General features: G+C 72.8%; 12 protein-coding genes. 8 read left to right on the forward strand and 4 right to left on the reverse strand.

Going from position 1 to position 14,496, the window contains the following annotated elements:
* Nucleotides 1-65 precede the first annotated feature (65 nt).
* The gene (gene paaN, locus K4G64_RS09660; RefSeq protein ID WP_221755605.1) at nt 66-1,757 is read right to left on the reverse strand and encodes a phenylacetic acid degradation protein PaaN; all 1,692 of its coding nucleotides are present in this window, start codon (nt 1,755-1,757) and stop codon (nt 66-68) included.
* Nucleotides 1,758-1,917: 160 nt separating this feature from the next.
* Here paaN and K4G64_RS09665 point away from each other — a divergent pair, with 160 nt between their 5' ends.
* Both K4G64_RS09665 and K4G64_RS09670 read left to right on the forward strand, forming a co-directional pair.
* Nucleotides 1,918-3,438 carry a 3-hydroxyacyl-CoA dehydrogenase gene (locus tag K4G64_RS09665; RefSeq protein ID WP_221755606.1) on the forward strand — a complete coding sequence of 507 codons (1,521 nt, stop codon included), beginning with the start codon at nt 1,918-1,920 and terminating at the stop codon, nt 3,436-3,438.
* Nucleotides 3,435-4,025: a TetR/AcrR family transcriptional regulator gene (locus K4G64_RS09670; RefSeq protein WP_221755607.1), complete on the forward strand. Its 591-nt coding sequence runs from the start codon at nt 3,435-3,437 to the stop codon at nt 4,023-4,025. The genes K4G64_RS09665 and K4G64_RS09670 overlap by 4 nt, the downstream gene beginning before the upstream one ends.
* 21 nt (nt 4,026-4,046) lie before the next feature.
* Here K4G64_RS09670 and K4G64_RS09675 read toward each other — a convergent pair whose 3' ends face one another.
* A complete protein-coding gene (locus tag K4G64_RS09675) occupies nt 4,047-4,532 on the reverse strand; it encodes an Lrp/AsnC family transcriptional regulator (RefSeq protein WP_221755608.1) in 486 nt (161 codons plus the stop codon).
* 190 nt (nt 4,533-4,722) lie between these two features.
* Between K4G64_RS09675 and pdhA the strand changes: the two genes are divergently transcribed.
* From pdhA to K4G64_RS09705, 6 genes are all read left to right on the forward strand, one after another.
* A complete protein-coding gene (gene pdhA / locus K4G64_RS09680; protein ID WP_221755609.1) occupies nt 4,723-5,868 on the forward strand; it encodes a pyruvate dehydrogenase (acetyl-transferring) E1 component subunit alpha in 1,146 nt (381 codons plus the stop codon).
* Nucleotides 5,865-6,869, forward strand: a complete 1,005-nt coding sequence (locus K4G64_RS09685; protein WP_221755610.1) for an alpha-ketoacid dehydrogenase subunit beta — start codon at nt 5,865-5,867, stop codon at nt 6,867-6,869. The genes pdhA and K4G64_RS09685 overlap by 4 nt, the downstream gene beginning before the upstream one ends.
* A complete protein-coding gene (locus K4G64_RS09690; RefSeq protein WP_221755611.1) occupies nt 6,869-8,335 on the forward strand; it encodes a dihydrolipoamide acetyltransferase family protein in 1,467 nt (488 codons plus the stop codon). Before K4G64_RS09685 ends, K4G64_RS09690 begins: the two co-directional genes overlap by 1 nt.
* A 347-nt stretch (nt 8,336-8,682) precedes the next feature.
* Nucleotides 8,683-9,729 carry an NTP transferase domain-containing protein gene (locus tag K4G64_RS09695; RefSeq protein WP_221755612.1) on the forward strand — a complete coding sequence of 349 codons (1,047 nt, stop codon included), beginning with the start codon at nt 8,683-8,685 and terminating at the stop codon, nt 9,727-9,729.
* Nucleotides 9,726-11,123: a molybdopterin molybdotransferase MoeA gene (locus K4G64_RS09700; protein WP_221755613.1), complete on the forward strand. Its 1,398-nt coding sequence runs from the start codon at nt 9,726-9,728 to the stop codon at nt 11,121-11,123. Before K4G64_RS09695 ends, K4G64_RS09700 begins: the two co-directional genes overlap by 4 nt.
* On the forward strand, nt 11,120-12,229 hold the full coding sequence (locus K4G64_RS09705) for a TrkA family potassium uptake protein (RefSeq protein ID WP_221755614.1): 1,110 nt from the start codon (nt 11,120-11,122) through the stop codon (nt 12,227-12,229). Before K4G64_RS09700 ends, K4G64_RS09705 begins: the two co-directional genes overlap by 4 nt.
* A 162-nt stretch (nt 12,230-12,391) precedes the next feature.
* Here K4G64_RS09705 and K4G64_RS09710 read toward each other — a convergent pair whose 3' ends face one another.
* A complete protein-coding gene (locus K4G64_RS09710; RefSeq protein ID WP_221755615.1) occupies nt 12,392-13,240 on the reverse strand; it encodes an ABC transporter permease in 849 nt (282 codons plus the stop codon).
* Nucleotides 13,237-14,256 carry an ATP-binding cassette domain-containing protein gene (locus K4G64_RS09715; protein ID WP_221755616.1) on the reverse strand — a complete coding sequence of 340 codons (1,020 nt, stop codon included), beginning with the start codon at nt 14,254-14,256 and terminating at the stop codon, nt 13,237-13,239. Before K4G64_RS09715 ends, K4G64_RS09710 begins: the two co-directional genes overlap by 4 nt.
* Nucleotides 14,257-14,496: the final 240 nt, after the last annotated feature.

The raw sequence follows: 14,496 nt of genomic DNA on the forward strand, positions 1-14,496 counted from the left end.
GGCAACCGGCCGGCACCCGCGCGCCGACGAGAACCCCCGAACTCGTGGGCGCCCCCGAGTCCCGGCTACGCGTCCCGCCGCACCTCGACCACCCGGAACCGGTTGGCCACGAACGCCCCGTCGCACAGCGCCGCACTGGCCGCCGGATTGCCACCGGACCCGTGGAAGTCGGAGAACGCGGCCGTCTGGTTCACGTACACCCCGCCCGTGAGGTTCAGCGACAGCTGCGCCGCCTCCTCCAGGCAGACCTCCTGCACGGCCTGCTCGACCTCCGGGTCGGTCGTGTACGCCCCGACGGTCATCGCGCCCTTCTCGCGGACGGTCCGCCGCAGCAGCTCCGCCGCGTCCTCGGCCGAGTCGACCGCGACGGCGAAGGACACCGGGCCGAAGCACTCGCTCATGTAGGCGGCCTCGTCGTCCGGCTTGGCGCCGTCCAGCTTCACGATCACCGGCGTACGGACGACCGCCCCCGGGAAGTCCGGGTTGGTGATCTCGCGGGAGGCCAGGGCGACTTCGCCGAGACCCGCCGCGGCCTCCAGCCGGGCCTTCACGTCCGGGTTGACGATCGCGCCGAGCAGCGCGTTGGCCCGGGCGTCGTCGCCGAGCAGCCCGTCGACGGACTGGGCGAGGTCCGCGACGACCTCGTCGTAGGACTTGGGGCCCTGGTCCGTGGAGATGCCCTCGCGGGGGACGAGCAGGTTCTGCGGGGTGGTGCACATCTGGCCGCTGTACAGGGACAGCGAGAACGCCAGGTTGGCGAGCATGCCCTTGTAGTCGGACGTGGAGTGGACGACGACCGTGTTGACGCCGGCCTTCTCCGTGTAGACCTGCGCCTGGCGGGCGTTGGCCTCCAGCCAGTCGCCGAACTCGGTCGAGCCCGTGTAGTCGATGATCCGGATCTCGGGGCGCAGCGCGAGGGTCTTGGCGATGCCCTCGCCGGGGCGTTCGGCGGCGAGCGCGACCAGGTTCGGGTCGAAGCCGGTCTCCGCGAGCACCTCGCGCGCGACCTGCACGGTGAGGGCGAGCGGCAGCACCGCGCGCGGGTGGGGCTTGACCAGGACCGCGTTGCCGGTGGCGAGGGAGGCGAACAGGCCCGGGTAGCCGTTCCACGTCGGGAAGGTGTTGCAGCCGATCATCAGGGCGATGCCCCGCGGGACCGGCGTGAACTGCTTGTTCATGGCCAGCGGGTCGCGCTTGCCCTGGGGCTTGGTCCACTCGGCGTTGTCGGGCGTGCGCACCTGCTCGACGTAGGCGTAGGCCACCGCCTCCAGGCCGCGGTCCTGCGCGTGCGGCCCGCCCGCCTGGAACGCCATCATGAACGCCTGGCCGGAGGTGTGCATGACCGCGTGCGCGAACTCGTGCGTCCGGTCGCTGATGCGCTTGAGGATCTCCAGGCAGACCACGGCGCGCTGTTCGGCGCCCGCGTCCCGCCAGGCGCGCTGGCCGGCCTTCATGGCGGGCAGCAGCACGTCGAGGTCCGCGTGCGGGTACGTCACGCCCAGGTCGATGCCGTACGGGGACGTCTCGCCGCCCACCCAGTCGTCCGTGCCCGGCTGGCCGAGGTCCAGGCGGGAGCCGAGCAGGGCGTCGAAGGCGGCCTTGCCCGCCGCCATGTCCAGGCTGCCGTTCTCCCCGTAGGCCTTGGGGTGCTCGGGGTGCGGGGACCAGTAGGCGCGCGTGCGGATCGCTTCCAGCGCCTGGTCGAGGGTGGACCGGTGCCGGGCGATCAGCTCGTGCGCCGAGAGTGCGGCGGTCATGGGTGACCATCTCCTCGTCTCAAGAACTCTTCGTCGAGTTCATGACCTGGGCAGAAACCTGGGCAGGAACACTCGGACAGAGCTAGAGTAACCGAACGATCGGTCGGTTCAAGGGGGTCCGCCGCATCTGTGGAAAACCCCGTGCGGGAGGATCGCGCACATGACAGCACTCGACCTCAGCAGCCCCGTGGCCGTCGTCGGCACCGGCACCATGGGCCAGGGAATCGCCCAGGTCGCGCTGGTCGCGGGCCATCCCGTACGGCTGTACGACACGCTCCCCGGGCGGGCCCGGGAGGCGGCCGACGCGATCGGTGCCCGCCTGGACCGGCTCGTCGAGAAGGAGCGGCTCAGCGACGCCGAGCGGGACGCCGCCCGCGCCCGGCTGCTGCCCGCCGAGGACCTCCCCGAGCTCGCCGACTGCGCCCTCGTCGTCGAGGCCGTCCTGGAGCGGCTGGACGTCAAACAGGACCTGTTCCGCGCGCTGGAGGGCATCGTCGCCGACGACTGCCTGCTCGCCACCAACACCTCGTCGCTGTCCGTCACCGCCATCGGCGGCGCCCTGCGCAACCCCGGCCGGTTCGTCGGCCTGCACTTCTTCAACCCCGCGCCGCTGCTGCCGCTGGTCGAGGTCGTCTCCGGCTTCGCCACGGACGTCTCGTCGGCCACGCGCGCGTACGAGACCGCCCGCGCCTGGGGCAAGACACCCGTCGCCTGCGCGGACACCCCCGGCTTCATCGTCAACCGCATCGCCCGGCCCTTCTACGCCGAGGCCTTCGCGGTCCACGAGGCGCAGGTCGCCGACCCGGCCACCATCGACGCCGTGCTGCGCGAGTCGGGCGGCTTCCGGATGGGCGCCTTCGAGCTGACCGACCTGATCGGCCAGGACGTCAACGAGTCCGTCACGCAGTCGGTCTGGCAGTCCTTCTTCCAGGACGTGCGCTTCACGCCGTCCCTCGCCCAGCGGCGCCTGGTCGAGTCCGGCCGGCTCGGCCGCAAGACGGGCCACGGCTGGTACGACCACGGGGAGGACGCCGAGCGCCCCGAGCCGGACACCGCCGAGAAGCGGCAGCCACCCGCGTACGTCGTCGCCGAGGGTGACCTGGGCCCGGCGTCCGACCTGCTCGAGCTGATCCGCGAGGCGGGCATCCCGGTCCGTGACGACGGCGACGACGAGGACCAGGGCGCGTGTTTGCTCCTCCCGAGCGGCGGCCGGCTCGTCCTCGCCGACGGGCAGACCGCCGGGGAGTACCGGGACTTCGTCTACTTCGACCTCGCCCTGGACTACCGCGTGGCCGGCCGGATCGCCCTGTCAGCCTCCCAGGACACCTCCCCGCAGGTCCTCGCCGAGGCCATCGGCCTCTTCCAGGCGCTCGGCAAGCGGGTCAGTGTCATCGGCGACGTCCCCGGCATGATCGTCGCGCGCACGGTCGCGCGGATCATCGACCTGGCGCACGACGCGGTCGCCAAGGGCGTGGCCACCGAGGAGGACATCGACACCGCGATGCGCCTCGGCGTCAACTACCCCCTGGGCCCCTTCGAGTGGAGCCGCCGCCTCGGCCGCACCTGGGCCTACGTGCTCCTGGACGACCTGCACCGGCGCGACCCCTCGGGCCGCTACGCGCCGTCCCTGGCCCTGTACCGCCACGCCCACGCCTCCGACTCGCGGGAGGGCACCTCATGACCACCGCCAAGCGCGACACCTACACCCCGGACACGCTGCTGTCCGTCGCCGTCCAGGTGTTCAACGAGCGTGGCTACGACGGCACCTCCATGGAGCACCTCTCCAAGGCGGCCGGCATCTCCAAGTCGTCGATCTACCACCACGTCGCCGGCAAGGAGGAGCTGCTGCGCCGGGCCGTGAGCCGGGCCCTGGACGGCCTCTTCGGGATCCTCGACGAGGAGCACGCGCGCGTGGGGCGCGCCTCGGACCGCCTGGAGTACGTCGTGCGGCGCATGGTCGAGGTGCTCATCGCCGAACTGCCCTACGTGACGCTGCTGCTGCGGGTGCGCGGCAACACCGACACCGAGCGGTGGGCCCTGGAGCGGCGCCGCGACTTCGACCACCGGGTCGCCGACCTGCTCAAGGCGGCCTCGGCGGACGGGGACGTGCGCGCCGACATAGAGGTGCGGCTGGTGACCCGGCTGGTCTTCGGAATGATCAACTCGATCGTCGAGTGGTACCGGCCGGACGGCCGCGGTATGAACGAGCGCGAGGTGGCCGACGCGGTGGTCCAGCTCGCCTTTGGCGGGCTGCGCAAGGCCTCCTGACCAGGGCCGGCCCCCCACTCCCTAGCCCTGCGGCTCCAGGTCCTCCTCCTCGAACACCAGCAGCGTGCGCGTGCTGAGCACCTGCGGGATCGCCTGGAGCCGGGTCAGCACCAGCTCCCGCAGCGACCGGTTGTCGGACACGTGCACCAGCAGCAGCACGTCGAAGTCGCCGCCCACCAGGGCGATGTGCGAGGCGCCGGGCAGCTGTCTGAGCTCCTCGCGCACCGTGCGCCAGGAGTTCTGCACGATCTTCAGCGTGATGTACGCGGAGGTGCCCTGACCTGCCCTCTCGTGGTTGACCCGGGCGCCGAAGCCGCGGATGACGCCGTCCTCGACGAGCCGGTTGATGCGGGCGTAGGCGTTGGCGCGCGAGACGTGCACCCGGTCGGCGACGGACCGTATCGAGGCGCGGCCGTCCGCCTGCAGCATGCGCAGGATGTCCTGATCGATGGCGTCCAGGGGCCGCGGCGCCGGAAGCACACCGCTGTCGTCCTGGCTCTCGGCCATTTGTTCAGATGCCACCCGCCCCCGCCTCTCTGCCATGGACGTACTGCGTCCATCTCAGGCTGTGGAGAACCGTTTGTCCACAGCCTGAGGCCACCCATAGCCAAATTGTGCCGTCGACCGAACAATCGGTAGGTGAGGCGGGTCACAGCCGACGCGCCTCTTCGAGCCGCTCCCACGAGGAGGTGCCGTCATGACGGTCATGGAGCAGCGGGGCGCGTACAAGCCGACCCCGCCGCCCGCCTGGCAGCCCCGGACGGATCCCGCGCCGTTGCTGCCCGACGCCGAGCCGTACCGCGTCCTCGGCACCGAGGCGGCCGCGAAGGTCGACCCCGAGCTGCTGAGGACGCTGTACGCACAGCTGGTGAAGGGCCGCCGCTACAACGCGCAGGCCACCGCCCTCACCAAGCAGGGCCGTCTCGCGGTCTACCCCTCCACCACCGGCCAGGAGGCGTGCGAGGTCGCCGCCGCGCTCGTGCTGGAGGAGCGGGACTGGCTCTTCCCGAGCTACCGCGACACCCTCGCCGTGGTGGCCCGGGGCGTGGACCCCGTCGAGGCGCTCACCCTGCTGCGCGGCGACTGGCACACCGGCTACGACCCGCACGAGCACCGGGTCGCCCCCCTGTGCACCCCGCTCGCCACCCAGCTGCCGCACGCCGTCGGTCTCGCGCACGCCGCCCGCCTCAAGGGCGACGACGTGGTCGCGCTGGCCATGGTCGGCGACGGCGGCACCAGCGAGGGCGACTTCCACGAGGCGCTGAACTTCGCCGCCGTCTGGCAGGCCCCGGTCGTCTTCTTCGTGCAGAACAACGGCTTCGCGATCTCCGTCCCGCTGGCCAAGCAGACCGCGGCCCCGTCGCTGGCCCACAAGGCCGTCGGTTACGGCATGCCCGGCCGCCTGGTCGACGGCAACGACGCGGCCGCCGTGCACGAGGTGCTCTCCGACGCCGTACGCCACGCCCGCGCGGGCGGCGGCCCCACCCTGGTCGAGGCGATCACCTACCGCGTCGACGCCCACACCAACGCCGACGACGCGACGCGCTACCGCGGCGACGCCGAGGTCGAGACCTGGCGCGAGCACGACCCGATCCGGCTGCTGGAGCGCGAGCTGACCGGGCGCGGCCTGCTCGACGAGGCGGGCATCGAGGCCGCCCGCCAGGACGCCGAGACCATGGCGGCGGCGCTGCGCGAGCAGATGAACCAGGACCCGGTCCTGGACCCGATGGACCTGTTCACCCACGTCTACGCCGAGCCCACCCCGCAGCTGCGCGAACAGCAGGACCAGCTGCGGGCCGAGCTGGAGGCCGAGGCAGACACCGAGGGGGGCACGCACCGATGAGCACCGTCGCCGTCAAGCCGGCCACCATGGCGCAGGCCTTCACGCGCGCGCTGCGCGACGCCATGGCCGCCGACCCCGCCGTGCACGTCATGGGCGAGGACGTCGGCACCCTCGGCGGCGTCTTCCGCGTCACCGACGGCCTCGCCAAGGAGTTCGGCGAGGACCGCTGCACGGACACCCCCCTCGCCGAGGCCGGCATCCTCGGCGCCGCCGTCGGCATGGCCATGTACGGCCTGCGCCCGGTCGTGGAGATGCAGTTCGACGCGTTCGCCTACCCGGCGTTCGAGCAGCTCATCTCGCACGTGGCCCGCACCCGCAACCGCACCCGCGGCAAGATGCCCCTGCCGATCACCATCCGGGTCCCCTACGGCGGCGGCATCGGCGGCGTCGAGCACCACAGCGACTCCTCCGAGGCGTACTACATGGCGACTCCGGGGCTCCATGTCGTCACGCCCGCCACGGTCGCCGACGCCTACGGGCTGCTGCGCGCCGCCATCGCCTCCGACGACCCGGTGGTCGTCCTGGAGCCGAAGCGGCTGTACTGGTCGAAGGACTCCTGGAACCCCGAGGAGCCGACGCCCGTTGAGCCGATAGGCCGCGCGGTGGTGCGGCGCCCCGGCCGGAGCGCCACGCTCATCACGTACGGACCGTCGGTACCCGTCTGCATGGAGGCGGCCGAGGCGGCCCGGGCCGAGGGCTGGGACCTCGAAGTCGTCGACCTGCGCTCCCTGGTGCCGTTCGACGACGAGACGGTGTGCGCCTCGGTGCGCCGGACGGGACGCGCGGTCGTCGTCCACGAGTCGGGTTCCTTCGGGGGCCCGGGCGGGGAGATCGCGGCCCGGGTCACGGAGCGCTGCTTCCACCACCTGGAGGCGCCGGTGCTGCGTGTGGCCGGGTTCGACGTCCCGTACCCGCCGCCGATGCTGGAGCGCCACCACCTGCCCGGTGTGGACCGGATCCTGGACGCCGTGGGGCGCCTGCAGTGGGAGGCCGAGAGCTGATGGCACAGGTGTTGGAGTTCAAGCTGCCCGACCTCGGTGAGGGCCTCACCGAGGCGGAGATCGTGCGCTGGCTGGTCGAGGTCGGCGACGTGGTCGCGATCGACCAGCCGGTCGTCGAGGTCGAGACGGCCAAGGCGATGGTCGAGGTGCCGTGCCCCTACGGTGGTGTGGTCACGGCCCGCTTCGGCGAGGAGGGCACGGAACTGCCCGTCGGGGCACCGCTGATCACGGTGGCGGTGGGGGAGCGGCCGGCCTCCGGCGCCGACGACACCGCCTCCGAGGGGTCGGGCAACGTCCTGGTCGGATACGGCACCTCCGAGGCGCCCGCGCGGCGCCGCCGGGTGCGGCAGGAGCGGCCAGTGTCCGGCGCGTCCGCGACAGCCGGGCCGACCGGCGCTTTCGAGACTGCCGGCCCGACCGGTGCCGCCGCGCCTCCGGAGCACGCGCCGGCCGCGGGCCCCGCTGCCGCGGTGACCACGCAGGCGGGCGAGCCCTCGGCGCGGGTGAACGGGCAGGCCACCGGCCTCGGGGCGGACGACGGCCCCGTCCCCGTGATCTCACCCCTGGTGCGCCGCCTGGCCCGGCAGAACGGCCTGGACCTGCGGGAGCTGACCGGGTCCGGCCCCGACGGGCTGATCCTGCGGGCGGACGTCGAGTACGCCCTGCGCGCCGCGGACCAGGGCGCCACGGAGGCACCGGCGGCCGAGCAGCACCCGCGCGTACCGCAGGCACCGGCCCTGGACCTCGCGTCCCGGTCCTCGGCGCCGGCGGTCCCCGGCGAGATCCGCACCCCGCTCAAGGGCATCCGGGGCGCCGTCGCCGACAAGCTGGCGCGCAGCCGCCGCGAGATCCCGGACGCCACCTGCTGGGTGGACGCCGACGCCACGGAGCTGATGCGGGCGCGCACGGCCATGAACGCGGCCGGCGGTCCGAAGATCTCCCTCCTGGCCCTGCTGGCCCGGATCTGCACCGCGGCCCTCGCCCGCTTCCCCGAGCTCAACTCCACGGTCGACACGCAGGCCAGGGAGATCGTCCGGTTCGACCATGTGCACCTGGGCTTCGCGGCGCAGACCGACCGGGGCCTGGTCGTCCCGGTCGTACGGGACGCGCACGCGCGGGACGCCGAGTCGCTGACCGCCGAGTTCGCCCGGCTGACCGAGGCGGGCCGCACGGGGACGCTGACACCGGGCGAACTCACCGGCGGGACCTTCACGTTGAACAACTACGGCGTCTTCGGCGTCGACGGCTCCACACCGATCATCAACCACCCCGAGGCCGCCATGCTCGGCGTCGGCCGCATCGTCCCCAAGCCGTGGGTGCACGAGGGCGAGCTGGCGGTGCGCCAGGTCGTGCAGCTCTCGCTCACCTTCGACCACCGGGTGTGCGACGGGGGCGTGGCGGGCGGCTTCCTGCGGTACGTGGCGGACTGCGTGGAACAACCGGCGGTGCTGCTGCGGACGCTCTGATCCCGCACCGGCCCGGTGGCAGCCGCTCTGCCGTCGTGCGGGCTTGGTGGTCACTTCTCGGTCGTCGTGCGGGCTTGGCGGTCGCTTCCCTGCCGTCGTGCGGGCTTGGTGGTCACTTCTCGGTCGTCGTGCGGGCTTGGCGGTCGCTTCCCTGCCGTCGTGCGGGCTTGGTGGTCTCCGCCGCCCGCGGGCCCGGCGGCTGTCTCTCCGCCGCCGCGCGGATCGGGCAGCCGCCGCCCCGGCACCCCGCGGACGCCGTGATTGCCTTTCGTCCCGCGCACCGGACCCCGTGATCGCATCGGTTCCCCCACGTTCCCTGTGATCGCGGGGGCACGCATACTCGGGGGGTGACCGCCTACGAGCCCACCGGCGTATCCCGCACCGGCGCCGGCCCCGCACAGGGCGCGGACCCCGCCGGATACGACGCCGTCGTGCTCGCCGGTGGTGCCTCCCGGCGCCTCGGCGGCACGGACAAGCCCGGGGTGCGCGTGGGCGGCCGGGCCCTGCTCGACCGTGTCCTCGCCGCCTGCGGCGGTGCCCGCAGCACCGTCGTCGTCGCCGCGCCCCGGCCGACCGCACGGCCCGTGACCTGGGCCCGCGAGGACCCGCCCGGCGGCGGACCGCTCGCCGCGCTCGACGCCGGGCTCCGCCACACCACGGCCGAGCACGTCGTGGTGCTCTCCGCCGACCTGCCGTTCCTTCAGGAGCCGACCGTGGGCCGCCTGCTGGGCGCGCTGCGGGCGAGTGGCCGTGACGGCGTGCTGCTGACCGACCCCGGTGGCCGTGACCAGCCGCTCGTGGCCGCCTACCGCGCGCCGCGGCTGCGTGAGGAGCTCGCGCTCCTCGCCGGAGCGCACGGCGCTCTCGCCGGTCTCCCCCTGCGGCGTCTCACCGCCGAGCTGGACCTCACCCGCATCTCCGACCCCGTCGCGTCCTTCGACTGCGACACCTGGGACGACATCGCCACCGCCAGGGCACGTATCAGGGAGCATGGGCACGTGTTGGATGAATGGATTTCCGCCGTCAAGGACGAACTGGGGATCGACCTCGATGTCGACACCCGCGGCCTGCTCGACCTCGCCCGCGACGCCGCCCACGGAGTGGCCCGGCCCGCGGCGCCGCTGACCACCTTCCTCGTCGGCTACGCGGCCGCGCAGGCCGGCGGCGGCCCCGAGGCGGTTGAGGAGGCCGCCCGCAAGGCCGTGGCCCTCGCCGCTCGCTGGGCTCAGGAGAGCACCTCCGAGGCCGAGCCGTCGGGCGACGGCCTGCAGCCGGCAGGCACTGGAGCGGAGCCGGCAGGGACTGGACCGCAGCCGTCCGGCGACGCACCGCAGCCGTCTCGGGGTGATGTCGCCCCCGACGCCACCCCCGACACCCGCCCGGACGCCGGATGACCCCGCACGGCGCCCGTGCCGGTGAGGACGCCGAGGACCTCGACGTCGAGGAGGTGCTCGCCCTCGTGAGGAACAGCAACGGCGATCACCTGCCCGACCCCGCCGCACGGAGTGCGGGAGGTGAGACCGGCAGCGCCCGCGCCTCGCACCGGCCGGACCCCTCCGCCCGGCCCGACACCCGTCACCGCGCCACCCCCTGGCCCGAGGCCCGGGCCCTGGCCGAACGCGCCGGCCGCGAGGCCGTCCGGGCGGCCCGCCGCGAGCCCGTCTCGGCGCCCCTCGACACCGCCCTCGGCCTGACCCTCGCCGCCCCGCTCGACGCCCTCACCGACCTCCCCTCCTTCGACACCTCCGCGATGGACGGCTGGGCGGTCTGCGGCCCCGCCCCCTGGCACGTGCGGGACGAGGGCGTCCTCGCCGGGCACGCCGCGCCCCCGTCCCTCACCGACGGCGAGGCCGTCCGGATCGCCACCGGCGCCCGCATCCCTCCGGACACCAGCGCGGTCCTGCGCAGCGAGCACGGCCGCACCGACGACAAGGGCCGCCTGTACGCGACCCGGGACGTCGTCCCCGGCCAGGACATCCGCCCGCGCGGCCAGGAGTGCCGCACCGGCGACCAGCTCCTCGCCGTCGGCACCCTCGTCACCCCGGCCGTCCTCGGACTCGCGGCGGCCGCCGGCTACGACGCCGTCACCGCGGTCCCCCGCGCCCGCGCCGAAGTCCTGGTCCTCGGGGACGAGTTGCTCACCGACGGGCTGCCGCACGACGGCCTGATCCGGGACGCGCTCGGCCCCATGCTGCCGCCCTGGCTGCGGGCGCTCGGCGCCGACGTCACCGCCGTCCGGCGCATCCGCGACGACGCCGATGCCCTGCACCGGGCCGTCACCGGCTCCGACGCCGACGTCATCCTCACCACCGGCGGCACCGCGGCGGGCCCCCTCGACCATGTCCACCCCACCCTGCGCCGGATCGGCGCCGAACTCCTCGTGGACGGCGTCAAGGTGCGCCCGGGCCACCCCATGCTGCTGGCCCGCACCTCGCCGACCCAGCACCTCGTCGGCCTGCCGGGCAACCCGCTCGCCGCCGTCTCCGGGCTGCTGACGCTCGCCGAGCCGCTGCTGCGGATCCTCGCGGCGCGGCCCGCCCCGGAGCCGTACACGATGCCGCTCCGGGACGCCGTGCACGGGCACCCGCACGACACCCGGCTCGTCCCCGTCGTCCTGCGCGGCGACGAGGCCGTGCCGCTGCACTACAACGGCCCCGCCATGCTGCGCGGCATCGCGGCGGCCGACGCGCTGGCCGTCGTGGAGCCGGGCGGCGCACGTCCCGGGCAGGAGGCGGAACTGCTCGACCTGCCCTGGGCGTCCGCAGGAATCGGGGTGTGTTTCACGTGAAACTTCCGGGCCAGGACGCGATCGCCCGCCAGGCCGACGAGCATCTGGTGACCTATCGGGTGAAACTCCCGAGGAAAGTGGTGGAGCATCCGATCCGCCAGGTCGCCAAGCGGCTTTCCATGGCGCTGTTCGTCCTCGTCCTGACCGCGCTGATCGTCTACGCCGACCGCGACGGCTACAACGACAACGCGGGCGGCGGCATCAGCCTCCTCGACGCGTTCTACTACGCGACCGTCACGCTCTCGACCACCGGCTACGGTGACATCACCCCGGCGAGCGAAAGCGCCCGGCTCACCAACATCCTCGTCATCACGCCGCTGCGCGTGCTGTTCCTGATCATCCTGGTCGGTACCACCCTCGAGGCCCTCACCGAACGCACCCGGGAGGAGTGGCGGCTGACCCGCTGGAGGTCCACGTTGCGCGATCACACCCTCGTCATCGGCTTTGGCACGAAGGGCAGGTCGGCGATCCGGACCGTCTGCGCGACGGGTCTGAAGAAGGAACAGGTCGTCGTGGTCGACCCCAGTTCCAAGGTGATCGACGCCGCGACCGCCGAGGGCTACGCGGGCATCTGCGGGGACGCGACCCGCAGCGAGGTGCTGAAGCAGGCCGAGGTGCACAAGGCGCGCCAGATCATCATCGCGACCCAGCGCGACGACACCGCGGTCCTGGTGGCGCTGACGGCCCGCCAGCTCAACCGCGGGGCGAAGATCGTGGCCACGGTGCGGGAGGAGGAGAACGCGCCGCTGCTCAGGCAGTCGGGCGCCGACGCGGTGGTCACCAGCGCCAGCGCCGCCGGCCGGCTGCTCGGCCTGTCCGTGCTCAGCCCCGCCGCCGGCATGGTCATGGAGGACCTCATCCAGCAGGGCAGCGGTCTCGACATCGTCGAACGGCCGGCCGTCAAGGCCGAGGTGGGCAAGACGCCGCGGGAGGTCGACGACCTCGTGGTCAGCGTCATACGCGGGCACCGGGTCCTCGGCTACGACGACCCTGCCGTCGGGAGGCTGGAGCTGACCGACCGGCTCATCACGATCGTGCGGAAGACCCCGGCCACCCAGGTCGCGCCGGACATCCGCCCGATGCCCCCGATGCCCCGCAACAACTGACGAGCGCAGCGAACGGCCGGCTGCCCCGCACACCCGTCACGGCGAACGGTCGGCCGCTCCGCACCCGTCACGGCGAACGGCCGCACCCACTCACAGCGAACGGCCGGCCGCTCCGCACCCGTACGGTGCGCGACGGCCGGCCGAAAACGTCAGGGTTCAGGGCTACTTCCGGTTGTACAGCCGCATCGTGACGGGCCCGAAGACCAGCACGAACAGTCCCGCCCAGCCCAGCGACCAGGCGACCTCGTCGGCCGGCCAGTCCCCGCCCATCAGGCCGCGCACCGCCGACGCCAGATGGGTGATGGGGCTGTTGTTCACGAACGCCTGCAGCCAGCCCGGCATGGTCTTCGGGTCCACGAACACGTTGGACAGGAACGTGAGCGGGAAGATCACCATCATGCTGACGCCCATCACCGACTTCTCGGTGCGCAGCATCAGGCCGAACATCGTCCAGATCCAGGAGAAGGCGAACGAGAAGGCCACCAGCAGGGCGATCCCGGCGAGCACACCGGCGACCCCGCCGTCCGGCCGGTAGCCGAGGATGATGCCGACGGTGAGCATCACGACCGAGGCGATGGTGTACCGCAGGGCGTCACCGAGCAGATAGCCGACCATCGTCGACGGTCGCCAGATCGGCAGCGTGCGGAACCGGTCGAAGACGCCCTTCTCGATGTCGGTGTTCACGGAGACACCCGTGTACATCGTGATCATCACGACCGACATCACGAGGATGCCCGGCAGCAGGAACTGGATGTACTCCTTCGGCGAGCCGGCCAGCGCCCCGCCGAACAGGTACGTGTACATCAGCACCATCATGATCGGGAACGCCGTGACGTCGAAGAGCTGCTCCGGCACGTGCTTGATCTTGAGGATGGCCCGCCAGCCGAAGGTCATCGAGGCCGACCACGCGCTGGGCCGCGGCGGCCGCTGCTTGGTGACGAGCAGGGCGGCGAGCGACTCGGCGCTGACCGGGGCGAGCTCTTTGCTCTCGGTGGTCGTCGCGGTGCTCATGCCGCCACCTCGTCCTTCGGGTCGTCGGAGCGGTCGGAGGAGTCGTGCGTGTCGTGTCCGGTGAGGGCGAGGAACACCTCGTCCAGGCTGGGCTGGCCCAGCGAGAAGTTGTCGACGGTGATCCCGGCGCGGGCCAGCTCGCCCAGGGCGCGGGAGGCCTGCTCGGCCGCGGAGTCGGCGCTCGCCGCCGTGCCGAGGCGGGCGGTGAGGGCGACCGGGTCGGGCTCCGGCTGCACCTGCGCGTCCAGGGCGCGGCGCAACAGCTCGGCCGCGAGGTCGCGCTGGTCGGGATCGCGCAGCCGCAGATGTACGGACCCGGCCCCGACGGACGACTTCAGTTCGCCCTTGGTGCCCTCGGCGATCACTTTGCCGCGGTCGATGACGGCGATCCGGGACGCCAGTTGGTCGGCCTCGTCCAGATACTGCGTGGTCAGCAGCACGGTGGTGCCCTGGGCGACCACGGCCCGCACGATCTCCCAGACCTGGTTGCGGCTGCGCGGGTCCAGGCCGGTGGTCGGCTCGTCGAGGAACAGCAGGTCGGGGGTGTTGAGGATGGACGCGGCGATGTCGATACGGCGCCGCATGCCGCCCGAGTAGTGCTTGACCTGCTTGGCGGCCGCGTCCATGAGCCCGAAGGCCTCCAGGAGCTGGGCGGCGCGCTCACGGGCGGCCTTCTTGTGGTGACCGAGCAGCCGGCCCAGCAGGACCAGGTTCTCGGTGCCGGTGAGGTCCTCGTCGACCGAGGCGTACTGGCCGGTGAGGCTCACCCGGCCGCGCACCTCGTCCGCCTCGCGGACGATGTCGTGGCCGAAGACATGCGCTTCGCCGCCGTCCGGCCGCAGGAGTGTGGCGAGCATCTTCACGGTGGTGGTCTTGCCGGCGCCGTTCGGGCCGAGGACGCCGTAGACCGTGCCCGCGGGCACGGACAGGTCGACGCCGTCGACGGCCCTCGTCTCGCCGAACGTTTTCACCAGGCCCGCGGTCTCGATGGCCAGGCCGGACATCTGCGTGCTCATGCTTCGGGTCCTTCCGCGTGCTTGGGCTACGCATGGAGAGACCTTTACCGTCGCGCAAACTCATCGGTGACGCACATGGGTTTTCGCCGGGACCGGACCAATGGCGCTGGGGCGGGGGGGTGCCTCTATGTCTTTCGTCAAGCGAGGCGTGGGGTTCGGGGTTCGTAGATGGTGCCGTCGCGGAGCATTGCGAACAGCACGTTGATGCGCTGTCGGGCCAGGCGGAGAAGTGCCTGGGTG

It is taken from the genome of Streptomyces sp. WAC04114 (assembly GCF_019733245.1).
Taxonomy (GTDB): Bacteria; Actinomycetota; Actinomycetes; order Streptomycetales; family Streptomycetaceae; genus Streptomyces; species Streptomyces massasporeus_A.

Excerpts from the sequence above, each read along its gene's own strand:
- K4G64_RS09715 (WP_221755616.1), bottom strand. The coding sequence starts at position 14,256 with ATGAGCACGCAGATGTCCGGCCTGGCCATCGAGACCGCGGGCCTGGTG.
- K4G64_RS09670 (WP_221755607.1), top strand. The coding sequence starts at position 3,435 with ATGACCACCGCCAAGCGCGACACCTACACCCCGGACACGCTGCTGTCC.
- K4G64_RS09675 (WP_221755608.1), bottom strand. The coding sequence starts at position 4,532 with ATGGCCGAGAGCCAGGACGACAGCGGTGTGCTTCCGGCGCCGCGGCCC.
- paaN (WP_221755605.1), bottom strand. The coding sequence starts at position 1,757 with ATGACCGCCGCACTCTCGGCGCACGAGCTGATCGCCCGGCACCGGTCC.
- K4G64_RS09685 (WP_221755610.1), top strand. The coding sequence starts at position 5,865 with ATGAGCACCGTCGCCGTCAAGCCGGCCACCATGGCGCAGGCCTTCACG.
- K4G64_RS09710 (WP_221755615.1), bottom strand. The coding sequence starts at position 13,240 with ATGAGCACCGCGACGACCACCGAGAGCAAAGAGCTCGCCCCGGTCAGC.
- K4G64_RS09700 (WP_221755613.1), top strand. The coding sequence starts at position 9,726 with ATGACCCCGCACGGCGCCCGTGCCGGTGAGGACGCCGAGGACCTCGAC.
- pdhA (WP_221755609.1), top strand. The coding sequence starts at position 4,723 with ATGACGGTCATGGAGCAGCGGGGCGCGTACAAGCCGACCCCGCCGCCC.
- K4G64_RS09665 (WP_221755606.1), top strand. The coding sequence starts at position 1,918 with ATGACAGCACTCGACCTCAGCAGCCCCGTGGCCGTCGTCGGCACCGGC.
- K4G64_RS09690 (WP_221755611.1), top strand. The coding sequence starts at position 6,869 with ATGGCACAGGTGTTGGAGTTCAAGCTGCCCGACCTCGGTGAGGGCCTC.